This window comes from Rugamonas violacea (genome assembly GCF_016461825.1).
GTDB lineage: Bacteria > Pseudomonadota > Gammaproteobacteria > Burkholderiales > Burkholderiaceae_D > Rugamonas.
On the sequence record NZ_JAEMNU010000153.1, the window covers coordinates 112,532 to 127,680 of the forward strand.

Below are 15,149 nucleotides of genomic sequence, written 5' to 3' on the forward strand. Positions count from 1 at the left end.
TAACTATCCGCGCCGCAAGCGACAACGGCGCCGCCGTGAAGGCGGCGCCGTTGCGCGTTATGGCGGACTGGGCGGCGGGCTACAGCGCGTAGCGCACCACGTTGTCGCTCCACTCGAAGGCGGCCATTTCCAGTTCGACCAGCTCGTCGGTGGACATGGCCAAGTCGCGCAAGGTCGGCACGATGTGGTCTTCCAGTTCCTCGATGCGTTCGATGCATTCGGCCAGCTTGAGCAGGTCGCCGAAGAAGCCGCCACGGAACATCAGCGCGTCGGCCACCTCGTCGTTGACGGGAATCTGCGCCAAAATCTCCGACATCGGAATGCCGAACAGCGTGTCCATCAGCGACATGATGCCGACCGTGAAGGCGACGTCGGCGACGTAGCGCTGGCTCGGCCGCAGCTTGTTGGCCAGCAGTTCGAGCAGGCGGCCACGGGTGGTGGCCAGCATCAGCAGCGGCGTCATGCTGTGGCCGCGCTTGGCCGGTTCGGCGTACAGCATGATCTGCAGCCAGCGTTGCAGTTGGCGGCGGCCGAGGATGGTCACGGCCTGGCTCAGCGAGTCGATGCGCTGGCGCGCGCCGACGGCCGGCGTGTTGACCAGTCGCAGCAGGTTGAGCGCCAGCGAAACGTCCTTCTTGATGGCGCGTTCGATCTCCAGGTTGTCGGCCTCGGAGGTGACCAGGGTCATCAGCTCCATCACCGCCAGCTGCGACGGCGACAGCTTCTTGCCGCTCATGATGACGGGTTTGGCGAAGTAATAGCCCTGGAAGTAGTCGAAGCCCAGGTCCAGGCAGTTCTTGAACTCCTCGCGCGTTTCGACCTTCTCGGCCACCAGCTTCTTGTTGTCCTGCTTGAAGCGGGGCGCCAACTTCATCAGGGTCGACAAGGGCATGTCGCGCATGTCCATCTTGATGTATTCGACCAGCGGCAACAGCGACTGCACGTGGCCGGTGTCGAGGGTGACGTCGTCGAGCGCGAACGAGAAGCCGTGGCCGACCAGCTCGGCCATGCGGTTCAGCACCGGCGGGCTCACCTTCATCGTCTCGACCACTTCCAGCACCACTTTTTCGCGCGGCAGGAAGCTGAAGATGTCGCTCATGATGACGTCGGCGTCAACATTGACGAAGCCGAGCGCGTCGCCGATCACCTTCTCCATGCCCAGTTGGGCGGCGTGGGCGATCACCGAGGCGGTGGCGCTCAGGTCGCTGCTGATATTCGCGGGGCCGACCGGCGCGTTGCGGAATAACAACTCGTAGCCGAATAGCGCTTGGTTCCGATCCAGGATCGGCTGGCGGCCCAGATAAAATTCGCGCACGCGCAAACTCTTCAGGCTCATATCGTTGCTGGAAATATCAATCATGGAAATCTGTCAGTCTGTTCGAGTGACCGCGATAACGGCGATAGCGCTACCACAAGCCACGGGTTGGCAATGCTGAGAATAGCGCTACTTTACTCCATTTATTCCCTTCTACTAACGTTCTGGCATCAATTTCGGGGCTTGTTTTGGACAATTGTGGACAAATCAGTCAGTCGGCCCCGCCTGCGGCACACCGTCGACAAACAACTTCAATTCGCCGGGCGCGAAGGCGGTCCAGCGCTCGTTGGTGGTCAGCGGCTGGGTGACGATGATGGCGACGCGGTCGTTCGGCGTGGTGACCTGGGAAAAATCGACGCTGACGTCCTCGTCGGACAGCTCGGCCGTGACGAAGGGATGCTGGCGCACCAGGTAGAACAACTGGGTCGAGCAGTGGGCGAACAACTCGCCTCCGCTCGACAGCATCATGTTGAAGGTGCCGTGGCTGGCGATCTCGGCCACCAGCTCGGCCAGCGCGGCGCGCAACTCGGCCAGCGCCGGGCGCCGGTCGCCGAAGCGGCGGCGCAGCTGCTGCAATAGGTAACAGAAGGCCAACTCGCTGTCGGTGCTGCCGACCGGGCGGAAGGCGCCGTCCAGGGTCGGCGCGAACTGCTTCAGGTCGCCGTTGTGGGCGAACACCCAGTAACGGCCCCACAGCTCGCGCACGAAGGGGTGGCAGTTCTCCAGCGCCACCTGGCCCTGGGTGGCCTTGCGGATGTGGGCGATGACGTTGGTCGATTTGATCGGGTAGCGCTTGATCAGCTCGGCCACCGGCGAGGCGATGGCGGCCTGGTGGTCGACGAAGTGGCGCACCCCGGCGCCCTCGAAAAAGGCGATGCCCCAACCGTCGTGGTGGGTGTCGGTGCGGCCGCCGCGCATGGCGAAGCCGGTAAAGCTAAAGACAATGTCGGTGGGGACATTGCAGTTCATTCCAAGAAGTTGGCACATGGTGGTTCCGGCTGCGAAAAAAAACGGGATGCAGAATCGCATCCCACGGCAGCACCTTACCATGCACCGGCCGCCACTTGGCCATTCGCTGGCCACGGGACGGCGTGGCGCGGGCCGGCCTAGTGCAAGAGCACCGGTTGGCTCATCAGCGAATCGTAGCTGCCGAGGAATTCGTCGATCTCCGCCATGGTCGGCTCGCCGGCGATCAATTCGTTGACGTCGCGGCGGAAGGTTTGCGCCAGCTCGCCGGCGATGAAGATTTCCCGCTTGCCGCCCTTGTCGACGATCTCGTAGCCGCCGAAACGCAGTGCCTCCAATTCGCGGTCGACGCCGAACTCGACCACGCTGTATTGCTCGCTGTTGTAGATGAGGTTCATAGTGCATCCTTTTCTCAAGGGACGGAGCATGCACTCCGCCATTCGGTATCGATTTGGGGCTCGCTGGCCTCATTTTCAAGATCGAGAGCGCTATCCGGCCGCGGCCGGCGGATCTGTGGGCAGGCGGCGAGTATCAGGCCGCGATGTCGGGTTGTAGGGCAAGCAACTCGCCGTAGGGGGCGTCGGACAGCCACAGGCGCAGCTGTTCGAGATGGCTGGCGTTGGCCAGGCTGATGTAGAGCTGGGCGGGAGCAAGGCGCAGCACACGATTCAATGTTACGCGCAAAACCAAATTCCCGCTACAGCACAGGCAACCGGGGGCGATGCGCACGATATGCGGGAAGGGCGACGGCGCGGCGGCGGCGGAGCTGCCGGCCTCGGCCAGCGCGGCGCCGCCGTCGGCCAAACCTTCGAGGATGACGGCGTCGGCCGCGCCGGCACGCAGCAAGGCGGCGATGGCCGCCTCGCGCGCGCCGGCGTTGCCGCCGTGTACCAGGGTGGTCGGCACGGCGCGGCGCGCCGGCGCGGCGCCGGCGCGGCTGGCCGGCACGGCCGGGGTCACGCGTTCTTTTTCGCCAGCTTGCCCGGCTCGACGCCGAGTTGCTTGAGCTTGCGATACAGGTGGGTGCGTTCGAGGCCGGTCTTCTCGGCCACGCGGGTCATGCTGCCGCCCTCGCGTCCCAGATGGTGCTCGAAGTACATGCGCTCGAAGGCGTCGCGCGCCTCGCGCAGCGGCAGGTCGAACGACAGGTTGAACATGTGGCTGTCGCCGCCGGCCACCACCTGGGCGCCGCCGCGCGCACCGGCCGTCACCAAGGTCGCTTGGCCGCCGAAGCCGTTCGACTCCTCGGCCGCCACCGGCGCCACGGGACGCGGCGCCAGCGCCGGCGCCCGCACCGTCTCCTGCGCCCGCGTCAGGCCCTGCTGCACCGCCTTGAGCAGCTTCTGCAGGGCGATCGGCTTCTCGAGGAAGTTCAGCGCGCCGATGCGGGTCGCCTCGACGGCCGTGTCGATCGTCGCGTGGCCGGACATCATGATGACCGGCATGGTCAGCAGGCCGTCGCGTTGCCACTCCTTGAGCAGGGTCACGCCGTCGGTATCCGGCATCCAGATATCGAGCAGCACCAGGTCGGGCGCGCCGCCCGCTCGCGCCTCGCGCGCTTGCTGCGCGTTCTCGGCCAGTTGTATCGCATGTCCCTCGTCGCTCAAAATCTCCGAGAGCAACTCGCGGATGCCCATTTCATCGTCCACTACCAGAATGTTTGCCATCTATCCCTGCCTTCCTCGCCGTCTTGTTGCGGCAATGAATTTATTGTCATTGAAACGTTAGGTAATTTGCGTCGCCGGTGCTAACTTTAACAGCAAAATCACCACCGACACGCCACTTCTATCGACATGGTTCTGGATATCGATCCGGCCCCCATGTTCGTCGATAATTTTTTTCACCATCGCCAGGCCGAGGCCGGTGCCGCGCGCCTTCGAGGTGACATACGGTTCGAACGCCCGCGCCAGGATTTTCGGCGCGAAGCCAGGGCCGTTGTCGACGATGGCCAGGCGCACCGCGGTGCGCGTGGCGCCGTCCGCGCCCTGATAATGAATGGCTTCGGTGACGACGTCAATGCGTGCTTGCGCGGCGCCGGCCGGCAACTCGGCCATGGCGTCCTGGGCGTTCTGCAGCAGGTTGTGTATCACCTGGCGCAACTGGGTCTCGTCGCCCATCACCGGCGGCAGGCCGGCGGCCAGTTGCGGGTGGATGATGTCGTCGCCCTCGCCGCTGGTGTAGAGGTGCAGGATCTCGTCGATCAGGCCGTTCAGGTCGAGCGCGCCGAGCACCGCCGGCGGCGTCTTGGCGTAGTCGCGGAAGTCGTCGACCATGCGCTTCATCGACGCCACCTGGTTGACGATGGTCGCGGTGCCCTTGTTGAGCAGGGCGGCGTCGGCGCCGTCGAGCTTGTGCTCGAGCTTCATCTGCAGGCGCTCGGCCGACAGCTGGATCGGCGTCAGCGGGTTCTTGATCTCGTGCGCCAGCCGGCGCGCCACCTCGCCCCAGGCGATCGAGCGCTGCGCCGAGATGACGTCGGAGATGTCATCGAACACCACCAGATAGCTGCTGCCGCTTTCGGCCGGCAGGCGCGAGCCGCGCGTCAGCAGGGTCAGCTCGTGCTCCTCGACGGCGCCGGGACGGCGCGGCAGCTCGATCTGGCGCTGCCAGTGCTGGCGTGGCGCGCCGCGCCCGGCGGCCGACTGCGCGCTCTGCGCCGAGAAGGCGGCGACGATGGCGGCGCCGAACTCCTGCAGGCCGTCGACCTGCTCGAGCCGCCGGCCGATCAGGCTGGGCACGGCCAGTTGCAAAATGGGCTCGACCGAGTCGTTGCAGCTGAGCAGATGAAAGTCGCCGTCGAACACCATCACCCCGGCCGACATGTTCGCCAGCACCGATTCCAGGTGCGCCTTGGCGCTCTGCAGCGCGGCGCGGTTCTTCTCGACGGCGCTGCGCGCGTCCGACAACTGCCGCGTCATGGTGTTGAACGACTGCGTCAGCGTGCCCAGTTCGTCCGAGGTGGCGACGATGGGGCGCGGCGACAGGTCGCCCTCGGCCACCGCGCGCGTGCCTTCGGCCAGCAGCAGCAGCGGCTGGGCCAGGTCGCTGGCGATCAGGAAGGCGCTGGCGATGGCGCCGAACACGGCCAGCAGCAGGGTCAGGGTCAGCGTCTCGATGTACATCTTGCGCAGGCCGACGCGGGCCACGAAGCGCTCCTTGTACTCGCTGTAGGCGCTGCGGATGGTCTCGCCGTTGCTGGCCAACAGGGACGGCGCCAGCTGGATCAGCTGCAGGTAGCGCGGCGCCAGGTGGGTGCCGTTCGGCTGCACGTGGTCGGGAATGGCCAGCAGCACGCGCAGGCGCAGGTTGTTGACCAGGTCGGGCGCGCCGGGCGGATTGACCATGTCGCCGCGCAGCTCGTTGCCGCCCTCGGCGGCGCCGTAGGCCGTCTCGCTCTTCGCCGTCGCCAGCATGGCGTCGGTCGGCAGGTCGGCGCTCAGGTTGCCGCTCTGGCGCGCGCGGGCGCTGACGATCAGGCCGCCGTCGGCGTCGACGATCATGGCGTTCTGCATGCCGGGCTGCTGCTTGACCAGGCGCGCCAGGGTCGCCGGCTCGCTGCCGAAGGGCTGGTCGGCCAGCTGCTGGCCGGTGCGCCGCGCGGTGGTGTCGAGTTCGGCGAGGGCCGTGTCGAGGCCGGCGCGGCCCAGGTTCAGGCCCGACTCGAGCGCCTCCTCGATGTGCACGTTGAACCAGGAATCGATCGAATGGGAGACGAACTGCACCGAGACGAGGAAGATCACCAGGCCGGGCAGCACGCCGATGGCGGCGAACAGCAGCACCAGCCGGGTCATCAGCTTGGAGCCGAACTTGCCGCTCTTGAAGCGCAGGTACAGGCGGAACAGCGACACCGAGACCAGGACCAGCAGCGCCACGGCGACCGCCGCGTTGAGTCCCAGCAGCCAGGAGTAGTAGCGGTCGAACTGGCCGGAATTATCGGACGCCGAGGCCAGCAGGAACAGCAGGATACTCACAATCGCGCCGACCACGACGAACACGTACCGCAAAGCCTTATTCACTCACTCCGCCCTGTACTGGAAGGTCTTCTTGTCCGACGCCAGGCGCCATTCACTGTTGTTGAAGGCGTTGACCTGGATCGGCTTGGGCAGGTAGTTGCGGTCGATGCCCATGCGCACGGTGACGTTGTAGATTTCGCCCGGCTTGAGCGCGCCGCGCGGCGCCACCAGCCAGCGGCTCGGCCGGCGGATCAGGAACAGCGCGTCCTCGAGGGTGGAAAAGCTCTGCTGCACGCTGCCGATGATCGACACGTGGTACTGCCGCGTCAGCACGTTGTACCAGATGCGCGAGGTCTGCCGCGCCACGATGGCCTTCTCGTCGAACCAGTACCAGCGCGGCCGGGTGAATTCGATCTCGGTGGTGAAGTAGAGCTGCACGCCGAACTGGATGGCGTCCTCCAGGCCGTGGTTCAGCTCGAAGCCGTAGACCGCCGCCAGCCGGTAGCCCTCCTCGGCCGCCTCGACGTAGGCGCGCTTGATCTCCACGCCTTCGGCCGCGCGCGCCGCCTGCGGCATCGCGCAGGCCAGCACCATCAGCAGCTGCCAGGCGAGGAGTCGAAAAAATCGTGTCACGTGTGGGCCGGTACTCGGTGGTTGCGTCGGTAAATGACAGGCGAAACGCTTACGCATTTTTCTGGAACAGCGCGTAGAACAGCCCATCGTGATCCTGTTCCGGTCCACCGGCAGGGAGCAGCTGGCCAGGCGCGTCGAGGCGGGTCGCCCCGTTGCGCAGCGCGAAGGCGGCGGCCTGCGCTTCCGATTCCTGTGGCCATAAGGAACATGTCACGAAGAGCAATTTACCATTCGGCCGCAGCATCTGCCAAAGGTTGTCGAGAATTTTGGCCGAAAGTGTTGCAAGTTGGAGCGCGTCGCCCTTGCGGCGCAACCAGCGGATATCCGGGTGGCGCCGCACGATGCCCGAGGCGGTGCAGGGCACGTCGGCCAGGATGCGGTCGAACTGCTGGCCGTCCCACCAGCCGGCCGATTGCGCCTCGGCCGCCAGCAGCGTGGCGTTCAAACCGAGCCGGTCGAGGTTCTCGCCGACCCGCTGCAGGCGCTTGGCGTCGGCGTCGAGCGCCGTCACGGCGGCGTCGGCCAGTTCGAGGATGTGGCAGGTCTTGCCGCCGGGCGCGGCGCAGGCGTCGAGCACGCGCATGCCGTCTTGCACGTCGAGCAGCGGCGCGGCCAGCTGGGCGCCGGCGTCCTGCACCGAGACCAGGCCGTCGGCGAAGCCGGGGATCAGCGCCACGCCGACCGGCTTGGCCAGGCGCACCGCGTGGGGGCCGATGCGGTCGGCGCCGATGCCGGCCTCGGCCAGGCGGGCCAGGTAGGCCTCGACCGTGCCGCGGCGCGGGTTGACGCGCAGGGTCAGCGGCGGCGCGCCGTTGCCGGCGGCGAGGATCTGCTGCCACTGCTGCGGCCAGGCGGCGCGCGCCGCGTCGATCCACCATTGCGGGTAGTTCCACTTGGCCAGCGGCTGCTGCAGGGCCGTCTCGAGCAGCCCGCGCCGCTCGCGCAGGAAGCGGCGCAGCACGGCGTTGACCATGCCCTTGGCGCGCGCCGTGTCCGGGTGGGCGTCGGCCGCCGTCACGGTCTGGTCGACCACGGTGAACTCCTCGTAGGGCGCGTCGGCGTCGGGCGCGGTGATCAGCGCCAGCGCGCAGGCCAGCAGGGCGCCCACCAGCGGCTCGGGCGCCTTCGGCGCCAGCAGGCCGATCAGGGTCTCGCTCTGGCCCAGCTGGCGCATGCAGCGGTAGGCGATGTCCTGCATCGCGCCGCGCGCCTGCGGCAGCGCCTCGTGCTTGGCGAACACCGTGGCCAGCGCCTGCGGCAGCGCCGTGCCGGTGCGCACCTGGGCCACCGCCTGCGCCGCGCCGAGCAGGCTCAAGGCCAGCGAATCGGCCTTCAGGCCGGTCTTGAAAGCGGTCTGCGGCGCCGGTTTGAGCGCCCGCGCGTGGCTGGCGCGCAGCTTGGGCGCGGCGGCCGCAGCGGCGGTTTTCAAGGAGAGCGTCGGGCGCTTGTTCATATTCTGGGGTTCCTGGGTTGTTGCCGCGCGCGATCCAAAACGGGCCGGCAGGCGCGAGCGCGCAGTATACAGTCAAAATACAGTCAAAACAGTCAAAATCGAGGCGAAATCAAGGCGAATTCGCGGCGGAATCGCGGCGGATCCGCTCAAAATCATCGCCAAGCATGCAAAGTCGATTGTAGCCCTTGCCGCCCGCCACGGCGCGATTGCTTGCATTAAGCCAACAAATCGTCCCGTTTCGCCACAGTTTGCCCGATTTCCGCCCATCGTGCCCGGCCGCCGCGGCGCCGCGCNGGCGCCGCGCCGCCCGCCCCCCCCCCCCCCCGGCCCGGCCGGCGATTTCCCGTGATTTGCCCCCGGCAAACACGGCGCCGCCGGCCGCCGCGGCGCGCCGCCGCCGGCGCCGCGCCGCGGACCTGACCGGGGCACGGCAAACCAGTATAATTACCGCTGTTTGGCCGGCGCCGATGCGCCTGCCGTTTTCGCTTTCGGATGTTTTCATTTAGCGCGGCCCGGCCGCCAACCCGCTCATGCTCGCCCACCAAAAACAAGAAATCACCGCCCTGTTCCAGGCCGCCCTCGCCCCCGTATTGGCCGGCAGCGGCGTCAGCGCCAACGTCGTGCTGGAGCGTCCGCGCGACCCCTCGCACGGCGACGTGGCCTGCAACATCGCCATGCAACTGGCCAAACAGCTGAAAATGAACCCGCGCGAGCTGGCCACCCGGATCGTCGCCGCGCTGCTGGCCAACCCGGCCGGCCAGGGCCTGCTGGCCTCGGCCGACATCGCCGGCCCCGGCTTCATCAACCTGCGCGTCACCGACGCCGCCAAGCAGGCCGTGGTCGGCAGCGTGCTGGCGCAGGGCGCCGCCTTCGGCCAGAGCGCCGCCGGCGCCGGCAAGCAGGTCATCATCGAATTCGTCTCGGCCAACCCGACCGGCCCGCTGCACGTCGGCCACGGCCGCCAGGCCGCGCTGGGCGACGCCCTGTCGTCGCTGTTCGGCGCCCAGGGCTATCAGGTCACCCGCGAGTTCTACTACAACGACGCCGGCGTGCAGATCCAGACCCTGGCCACCTCGGTGCAGGCGCGCGCACGCGGCTTCAAGCCGGGCGACGCCGCCTGGCCCGAGTCGGCCTACAACGGCGACTACATCGCCGAGATCGCCGCCGACTTCCTCGCCAAGAAGACCGTCGCCGCCAGCGACGGCCAGCCGGCCACCGCCTCCGGCGAGGTCGAGGACATCGATTCGATCCGCGCCTTCGCCGTGACCTACCTGCGCAACGAGCAGGACATGGACCTGCAGGCCTTCGGCGTCAAGTTCGACAACTACTACCTCGAATCCTCGCTATACGCCGACGGCAAGGTCAACACCGCCGTCGAGACCCTGGTCAAGGCCGGCAAGACCTACGAGCAGGACGGCGCGCTGTGGCTGCGCACCACCGACTACGGCGACGACAAGGACCGGGTCATGCGCAAGACCGACGGCACTTACACCTACTTCGTGCCGGACGTCGCCTACCACATCGTCAAGTTCCAACGCGGCTACATCCAGGCCATCAACGTGCAGGGTTCCGACCACCACGGCACCATCGCCCGCGTGCGCGCCGGCCTGCAGGCGGTCGACCTGGGCATCCCGCAGGGCTACCCCGACTATGTGCTGCACAAGATGGTCACCGTGATGAAGGACGGCGAAGAGGTCAAGATCTCCAAGCGGGCCGGCTCCTACGTCACCGTGCGCGACCTGATCGAATGGTCCGGCGGCGGCGACATCGCCAAGGGCCGCGACGCGGTGCGCTTCTTCCTCATCTCGCGCAAGGCCGACACCGAGTTCGTCTTCGACGTCGACGTCGCGCTGAAAACCTCGGACGAGAACCCGGTGTATTACGTGCAGTACGCCCACGCCCGCATCTGCCGCATGCTCGAACAGTGGGGCGGCGACGAGGCCGGCCTGGCCGGCGTCGACCTGGCGCCGCTGACGGCGCCGTCCGAGGCGACGCTGCTGGCCACCCTGGCCGCCTACCCGGACATGCTGGCGCGCGCCCAGGCCGAACTCGGCCCGCACCAGGTCGCCTTCTACCTGCGCGAACTGGCCGCCAACCTGCACAGCTTCTACTTCGCCGAGCGCGTGCTGGTCGACGACGAGGCGCTCAAGCTGGCCCGCCTGGCGCTGATGGTGGCGACCCGCCAGGTGCTGCGCAACGGCCTGGCGCTGATCGGCGTCTCCGCTCCGAACAAAATGTAATCGCGAAGGACATCACGCACAATGAATTTCCGCTTCCGCAACACCGCCGCCCGCCTTCCGTCGCGCCGCCAACAGGGCAACACCCTGGTCGGCATCATCATCGGCCTGGTCATCGGTCTGGTCATCGCCGTCATCGTCGCGCTGGCCATCACCAAGGGCGCCACGCCCTTCACCGACAAGTCCGGCCGCAACGGCAAGTCGAACGAGCCGACAGCGGGCCAGGTGGCCGATCCGAACAAGCCGATGTACGGCAACAAGGAGCCGGCGCGCGAAGCGGCCAAGGATTTTGTTCGCGAAGCGAAACCCGAGACCAAGGCCGAGGCCAAGCCGGAAACCCGCGCCGAGACCCAGCCCGAGCCCAAAGCGCCAGCCCGGGTGGAGGTCAAGCCGGAGCCCAAGGCGCCGGCCGCCGATCCACTGCAGGCGGTGGTCGACCGCATCACCCCGCCGCCGAAGACGGCGGCGGCCGCAGCGGCGAAGCCGGCGACCGCGCCGGCAGCGGCCGGCGACGAGAAATACACCTACTACCTGCAGGCCGGCGCCTTCCGCGAAATCGGCGACGCCGAAAGCGCGCGCGCCAAGCTGGCCCTGCTCGGCTTCGAGGCCAGCATCTCGGACCGCAGCACCGACACCGGCGTGCTGCACCGCGTGCGCATGGGACCGTTCAACCAGGTCGAGTCGATGAACCGGGTACGCAGCAAGTTGTCGGAAAACGGCGTCGACGTCGCCGTCGTGCGCAATCAAAAGTAAGCCTGACCAACACACCTTCGGAGTAACGATGCGAACTTTGAAACACCTTTTGGGCGCGCTGGCGCTGAGCACACTGGCCTTCGTCGCCACCGCCGCCGCCGCCGCGCCGGCCGCGCCGAAAGCCGGCGTCGAGTACCAGGTGCTGCCGGCGCCGCAGCCCACCGAGGCCGGCAAGAAGATCGAGATCACCGAGTTCTTCGCTTATTACTGCCCGCATTGCCACGCCTTCGAACCGGCGCTGGCGGCCTGGCTCAAAAAGCATGGCGACAACGTGGTCTTCAAGCGCGTCCACATCAGCCGCGACGACAGCGTGCTGCCGCAGCAGAAGCTGTTCTACACGCTGGAGGCGATGGGCCTGTTGAGCGAGCAAATGCACAACAAGATCTTCGACGAGATGCATGTGGCCCACAACCGCCTCAACCGCGATGAACAAATCTTCGACTTCGTCGCCAAGCAAGGCGTCGACAAGCAGAAGTTCGTCGACACCTACCGTTCCTTCGGCGTGGCCGGCCGCGTGCGCAAGGCCAGCGCCATGATGGACGCCTACAAGGTCGACTCCTGGCCGATGCTGGCCATCGACGGCCGCTTCATCACCTCGCCCTCGATGGCCGACGAGGGCAGCAAGGCCGCCGCCACCGAAGCCCAACTGCACACCGAAGCGCTGCAGGTGATGGACGTGCTGCTGGCGAAAGCAAAAGCGGAAAAGAAATAAGCATGGCCGCGACCGGCGCCAGCGCACCATGACGCCGCAACGCGTCTTCATCACCGGCGCCTCCAGCGGCATCGGCGCCGCGCTGGCGGCGCGCTACGCCGCCGAGGGCGCCACCCTGGGCCTGCTGGCGCGCCGCCGCGACGCGCTCGACGCGCTGATCGCCGGCCTGCCCCACCCCGAACGCCACCGCGCCTACGCCGTCGACGTGCGCGACCACGCCGCCATCGCCGCCGCCGCGCGCGACTTCCTGGCCCACGCCGGCGGCATCGACGTGGTGCTGGCCAACGCCGGCGTCTCGGCCGGCACGCTGACCGAGTATGCCGAAGACCTGCCGGTGTTCGACACCATCATCGCCACCAACCTGATCGCCACCGCCGCCACCTTCGCCCCCTTCATCGCGACGATGAAGGCGCAGCGCACACCGGCGCGCCTGGTCGGCATCGGCAGCGTGGCCGGCATCCGCGGCCTGCCCGGCGCCGAGGCCTACAGCGCCTCGAAGGCCGCCGTCATCAGCTACTGCGAATCGCTGCGGCTGGAAATGCGCCCCTACGGCATCAAGGTGGTGACGCTGTGCCCCGGCTACATCGACACGCCGATGACCCGGGTGAACAGCTATCCGATGCCCTTCCTGATGCCGGCCGAACGCTTCGCCGCCGCCGCGCTGCGCAAGATCGCCGGCGGCAGCAGCTATGCCGTGATCCCCTGGCAAATGGGCCTGGTGGCCAAGCTGCTGCGCCTGCTGCCCAACTGCCTGTACGACCTGGCCTTCGCCAGGGCGCCGCACAAGACCCGCCACCAGCTGCCATGAGCGCCACCGCCACCCTCTCCGCCGCCGCCATCGCGGCCCACTGCGCCGCCAGCGCCAGCCACGTGGCGATCGAGGTGGTGGCCGAAACCGGCTCCACCAACGCCGACCTGCTGGCCCGCGTCGCCACCCTGCCCGGCCCGCTGCTGCGCATCGCCGAGCGGCAGACGGCGGGACGCGGCCGCGCCGGCCGGCCCTGGTTGTCGGCGCCCGGCGCCAGCCTGACCTTCTCGCTGGCCTGGCGCTTCAAGGGCCCCGTGCGCAATCTGGTCGGCCTGCCGCTGGCGGTCGGCGTGGCGCTGGCCGAGACCATCGTCGGCCTGGGCGTGCCGGTGCGGCTGAAGTGGCCCAACGACCTGCTGCGCGACGGCGACAAGCTGGCCGGCATCCTGGTCGAGATGCAGAGCGCGCCGGACGGCGCCATCTGGGCGGTGATCGGCGCCGGCATCAACCTGCTGATGCCGGACCGGCTGGAACAAGACATCGGCCGCAGCGTCGCCGCCGCGCCCTGGCTGGCGCAGATGGAACGCAACCTGCTGGTCGCCACCCTGCTCAGCCGCCTGGCCGCCGTGCTGGCCGAATTCGACGACACCGGCTTCGCCGCCTTCTGCGAGCGCTGGAACGCGCTGCACGCCTGGCGCGACCGCGAGGTCAGCATCGTCGACGGCGGCCGCGTGCTGCAGCAGGGCCGCGCCGCCGGCGTCGACGCCATCGGCCGCCTGCTGCTCGACACCGCCGCCGGCCGCGTCGAGATCCTCTCCGGCGACGTCTCGCTGCGCCTGGCGGCCGCATGATCCTGCTGATCGACGCCGGCAACACCCGCATCAAATGGGCTCTGGTGGAGAGCGGCGCCGCGCTGGGCGCCTGGAGCGCCGCCGGCGCCGTGCCGCACGCCGAGCTGGGCCAGCTGCCGGCCGCCTGGAACGCCGCGCTGGCCGGCCGCCACATCCACCGCGCGCTGCTGGCCAACGTCGCCGGCGCCGCGCTGCGCGCCCAGCTGCAATTGATCCTGCCGCCGACCCTGCCGGCGCCGGCGGTGCTCTGGTTCGCCTCGGTGGCGCAACTGGCCGGCCTGCGCAACGGCTACCGCAATCCGGCCCAACTGGGCTGCGACCGCTTCGCCGCCGCCATCGCCGCGCACGCGCTGGCGCCGGGCCGCGCCGTCATCGTCGCCAACTGCGGCACCGCCACCACCATCGACGCCGTCACCGCCGACGGCGTCTTCCTCGGCGGGATGATCCTGCCCGGCCTGGCCTTGATGGCCAGCTCGCTGGCGCGCAACACGGCGCAGTTGCCGCAGATCGCGCAGGACGCCAAGCTGCCGGCGGGCTTCGCCGACAACACCGACGACGCCATCCTCAGCGGCTGCCTGGCGGCCCAGGGCGGCGCCATCGAACACGCCGTCGCGCTGCACCGGGCCAGCGACTGCATCATCTCCGGCGGCGCCGCGCCGTTCATCGCGCCGACCCTGAAGGTGGCCCACCGCGTCGTCGACAACGTCGTGCTCATCGGTTTGCATGCTGCCGCCGGCAGCGCCTGATTGGGATCGCCCGTGCTGAAATTTATCTTCTGGTCGCTACTCGCCGCAAACGCCGCCCTGTTCGCCTACGGCCAGGGCTACCTCGGCCATTTCAGCGGCAACGAGCGCGAGCCGGCGCGGCTGCAGAACCAGCTCAACGGCAGCAAACTGAACCTGCTCTCGGCCGAGCGCGCCAACGGCGCGGCGGCCGCCGCGGGCGGTCTCGCGCCGGCGGCCAAGCCGGCGGCGCCGGAAATCCTCGCCTGCATCGAGATCGGCAATTTCGTCCTCGCCGACGCCCGCCGCTTCGAGGCCCAGCTGGCGCCGCTGGCCCTGGGCGACCGCCAGGCCCGCCACAACCTGCCCGGCAGCGAGGTGTCGAGCTACATCGTGTTCATTCCGCCGCAGGGCAGCAAGGAAGGCGCCGACAAGAAGGCGGCCGAACTCAAACAGCTGGGCGTGACGAACTACTTCGTCATGTCCGACAACTCGGCCATGCGGTGGGGGATTTCGCTGGGGGTGTTCAAGACCGAACCGGCGGCGCAAAACCTGCTGGCGGCCTTGCAGAAACAGGGCGTGCGCAGCGCCAAGCTGGCGCCGCGCCTGGCCGGCAGCAAGCTGCTGGCCTACCAGTTCCGCGACGTCGACGCCGCCCTCAAGGGCAAACTGGAGCAGCTGCGCGCCGGCCACCCGGCAACCGAGACGCGCGCCTGCAAGTAAGCCGCGCCTGCATCGGCAACGTGCCGGCCAGTCAAAATGCCGGAAACGCCGAAAAAACCGACGGCAAAGAGCCGGGGGGGGGG

The 15,149-nt window shown here is 68.2% G+C and carries 15 protein-coding genes; 7 read left to right on the forward strand and 8 right to left on the reverse strand.

Going from position 1 to position 15,149, the window contains the following annotated elements; all coding sequences use genetic code 11:
- Window positions 1-79: 79 nt before the first annotated feature.
- The 8 genes from H7U20_RS28985 to rsmB all read right to left on the reverse strand — a co-directional run bounded on the left by H7U20_RS28985 (window position 80) and on the right by rsmB (window position 8,320).
- Window positions 80-1,360, reverse strand: a complete 1,281-nt coding sequence (locus H7U20_RS28985; protein ID WP_199762597.1) for an EAL and HDOD domain-containing protein — start codon at window positions 1,358-1,360, stop codon at window positions 80-82.
- Between the two features lie 162 nt (window positions 1,361-1,522).
- Window positions 1,523-2,302 carry a class II glutamine amidotransferase gene (locus H7U20_RS28990; RefSeq protein ID WP_199762598.1) on the reverse strand — a complete coding sequence of 260 codons (780 nt, stop codon included), beginning with the start codon at window positions 2,300-2,302 and terminating at the stop codon, window positions 1,523-1,525.
- A gap of 119 nt (window positions 2,303-2,421) precedes the next feature.
- The gene (locus H7U20_RS28995; protein ID WP_199762599.1) at window positions 2,422-2,679 is read right to left on the reverse strand and encodes a BTH_I0359 family protein; all 258 of its coding nucleotides are present in this window, start codon (window positions 2,677-2,679) and stop codon (window positions 2,422-2,424) included.
- A 133-nt stretch (window positions 2,680-2,812) separates the two neighbouring features.
- Complete coding sequence (locus tag H7U20_RS29000; protein WP_370593291.1) at window positions 2,813-3,241, reverse strand: GTPase; 429 nt, start codon at window positions 3,239-3,241, stop codon at window positions 2,813-2,815.
- A complete protein-coding gene (locus H7U20_RS29005) occupies window positions 3,238-3,948 on the reverse strand; it encodes a response regulator (protein ID WP_199762600.1) in 711 nt (236 codons plus the stop codon). Before H7U20_RS29005 ends, H7U20_RS29000 begins: the two co-directional genes overlap by 4 nt.
- Window positions 3,949-4,005: 57 nt before the next feature.
- Window positions 4,006-6,297, reverse strand: a complete 2,292-nt coding sequence (locus H7U20_RS29010) for a sensor histidine kinase (protein WP_199762601.1) — start codon at window positions 6,295-6,297, stop codon at window positions 4,006-4,008.
- On the reverse strand, window positions 6,298-6,924 hold the full coding sequence (locus tag H7U20_RS29015) for a DUF4390 domain-containing protein (RefSeq protein ID WP_199762602.1): 627 nt from the start codon (window positions 6,922-6,924) through the stop codon (window positions 6,298-6,300).
- Entirely contained in the window at window positions 6,917-8,320 is a 1,404-nt protein-coding gene (gene rsmB, locus H7U20_RS29020; RefSeq protein WP_199762603.1) for a 16S rRNA (cytosine(967)-C(5))-methyltransferase RsmB, read from the reverse strand. Before rsmB ends, H7U20_RS29015 begins: the two co-directional genes overlap by 8 nt.
- Window positions 8,321-8,850: 530 nt before the next feature.
- Here rsmB and argS point away from each other — a divergent pair.
- The 7 genes from argS to H7U20_RS29055 are packed head-to-tail and all read left to right on the forward strand — an operon-like array spanning window position 8,851 to window position 15,066.
- Window positions 8,851-10,560 (forward strand): arginine--tRNA ligase, encoded by a 1,710-nt coding sequence (argS, locus tag H7U20_RS29025; protein WP_199762604.1) that lies wholly within the window; start codon window positions 8,851-8,853, stop codon window positions 10,558-10,560.
- 21 nt (window positions 10,561-10,581) lie between these two features.
- The gene (locus H7U20_RS29030) at window positions 10,582-11,310 is read left to right on the forward strand and encodes an SPOR domain-containing protein (RefSeq protein ID WP_199762605.1); all 729 of its coding nucleotides are present in this window, start codon (window positions 10,582-10,584) and stop codon (window positions 11,308-11,310) included.
- Between the two features lie 28 nt (window positions 11,311-11,338).
- Window positions 11,339-12,022 carry a thiol:disulfide interchange protein DsbA/DsbL gene (locus H7U20_RS29035; RefSeq protein WP_199762606.1) on the forward strand — a complete coding sequence of 228 codons (684 nt, stop codon included), beginning with the start codon at window positions 11,339-11,341 and terminating at the stop codon, window positions 12,020-12,022.
- 28 nt (window positions 12,023-12,050) lie between these two features.
- Complete coding sequence (locus H7U20_RS29040; RefSeq protein ID WP_199762607.1) at window positions 12,051-12,830, forward strand: SDR family oxidoreductase; 780 nt, start codon at window positions 12,051-12,053, stop codon at window positions 12,828-12,830.
- Window positions 12,827-13,621: a biotin--[acetyl-CoA-carboxylase] ligase gene (locus H7U20_RS29045; protein ID WP_199762608.1), complete on the forward strand. Its 795-nt coding sequence runs from the start codon at window positions 12,827-12,829 to the stop codon at window positions 13,619-13,621. The genes H7U20_RS29040 and H7U20_RS29045 overlap by 4 nt, the downstream gene beginning before the upstream one ends.
- A complete protein-coding gene (locus H7U20_RS29050) occupies window positions 13,618-14,367 on the forward strand; it encodes a type III pantothenate kinase (RefSeq protein ID WP_199762609.1) in 750 nt (249 codons plus the stop codon). Before H7U20_RS29045 ends, H7U20_RS29050 begins: the two co-directional genes overlap by 4 nt.
- Window positions 14,368-14,379: 12 nt before the next feature.
- Window positions 14,380-15,066 (forward strand): SPOR domain-containing protein, encoded by a 687-nt coding sequence (locus H7U20_RS29055; RefSeq protein WP_199762610.1) that lies wholly within the window; start codon window positions 14,380-14,382, stop codon window positions 15,064-15,066.
- Window positions 15,067-15,149: the final 83 nt, after the last annotated feature.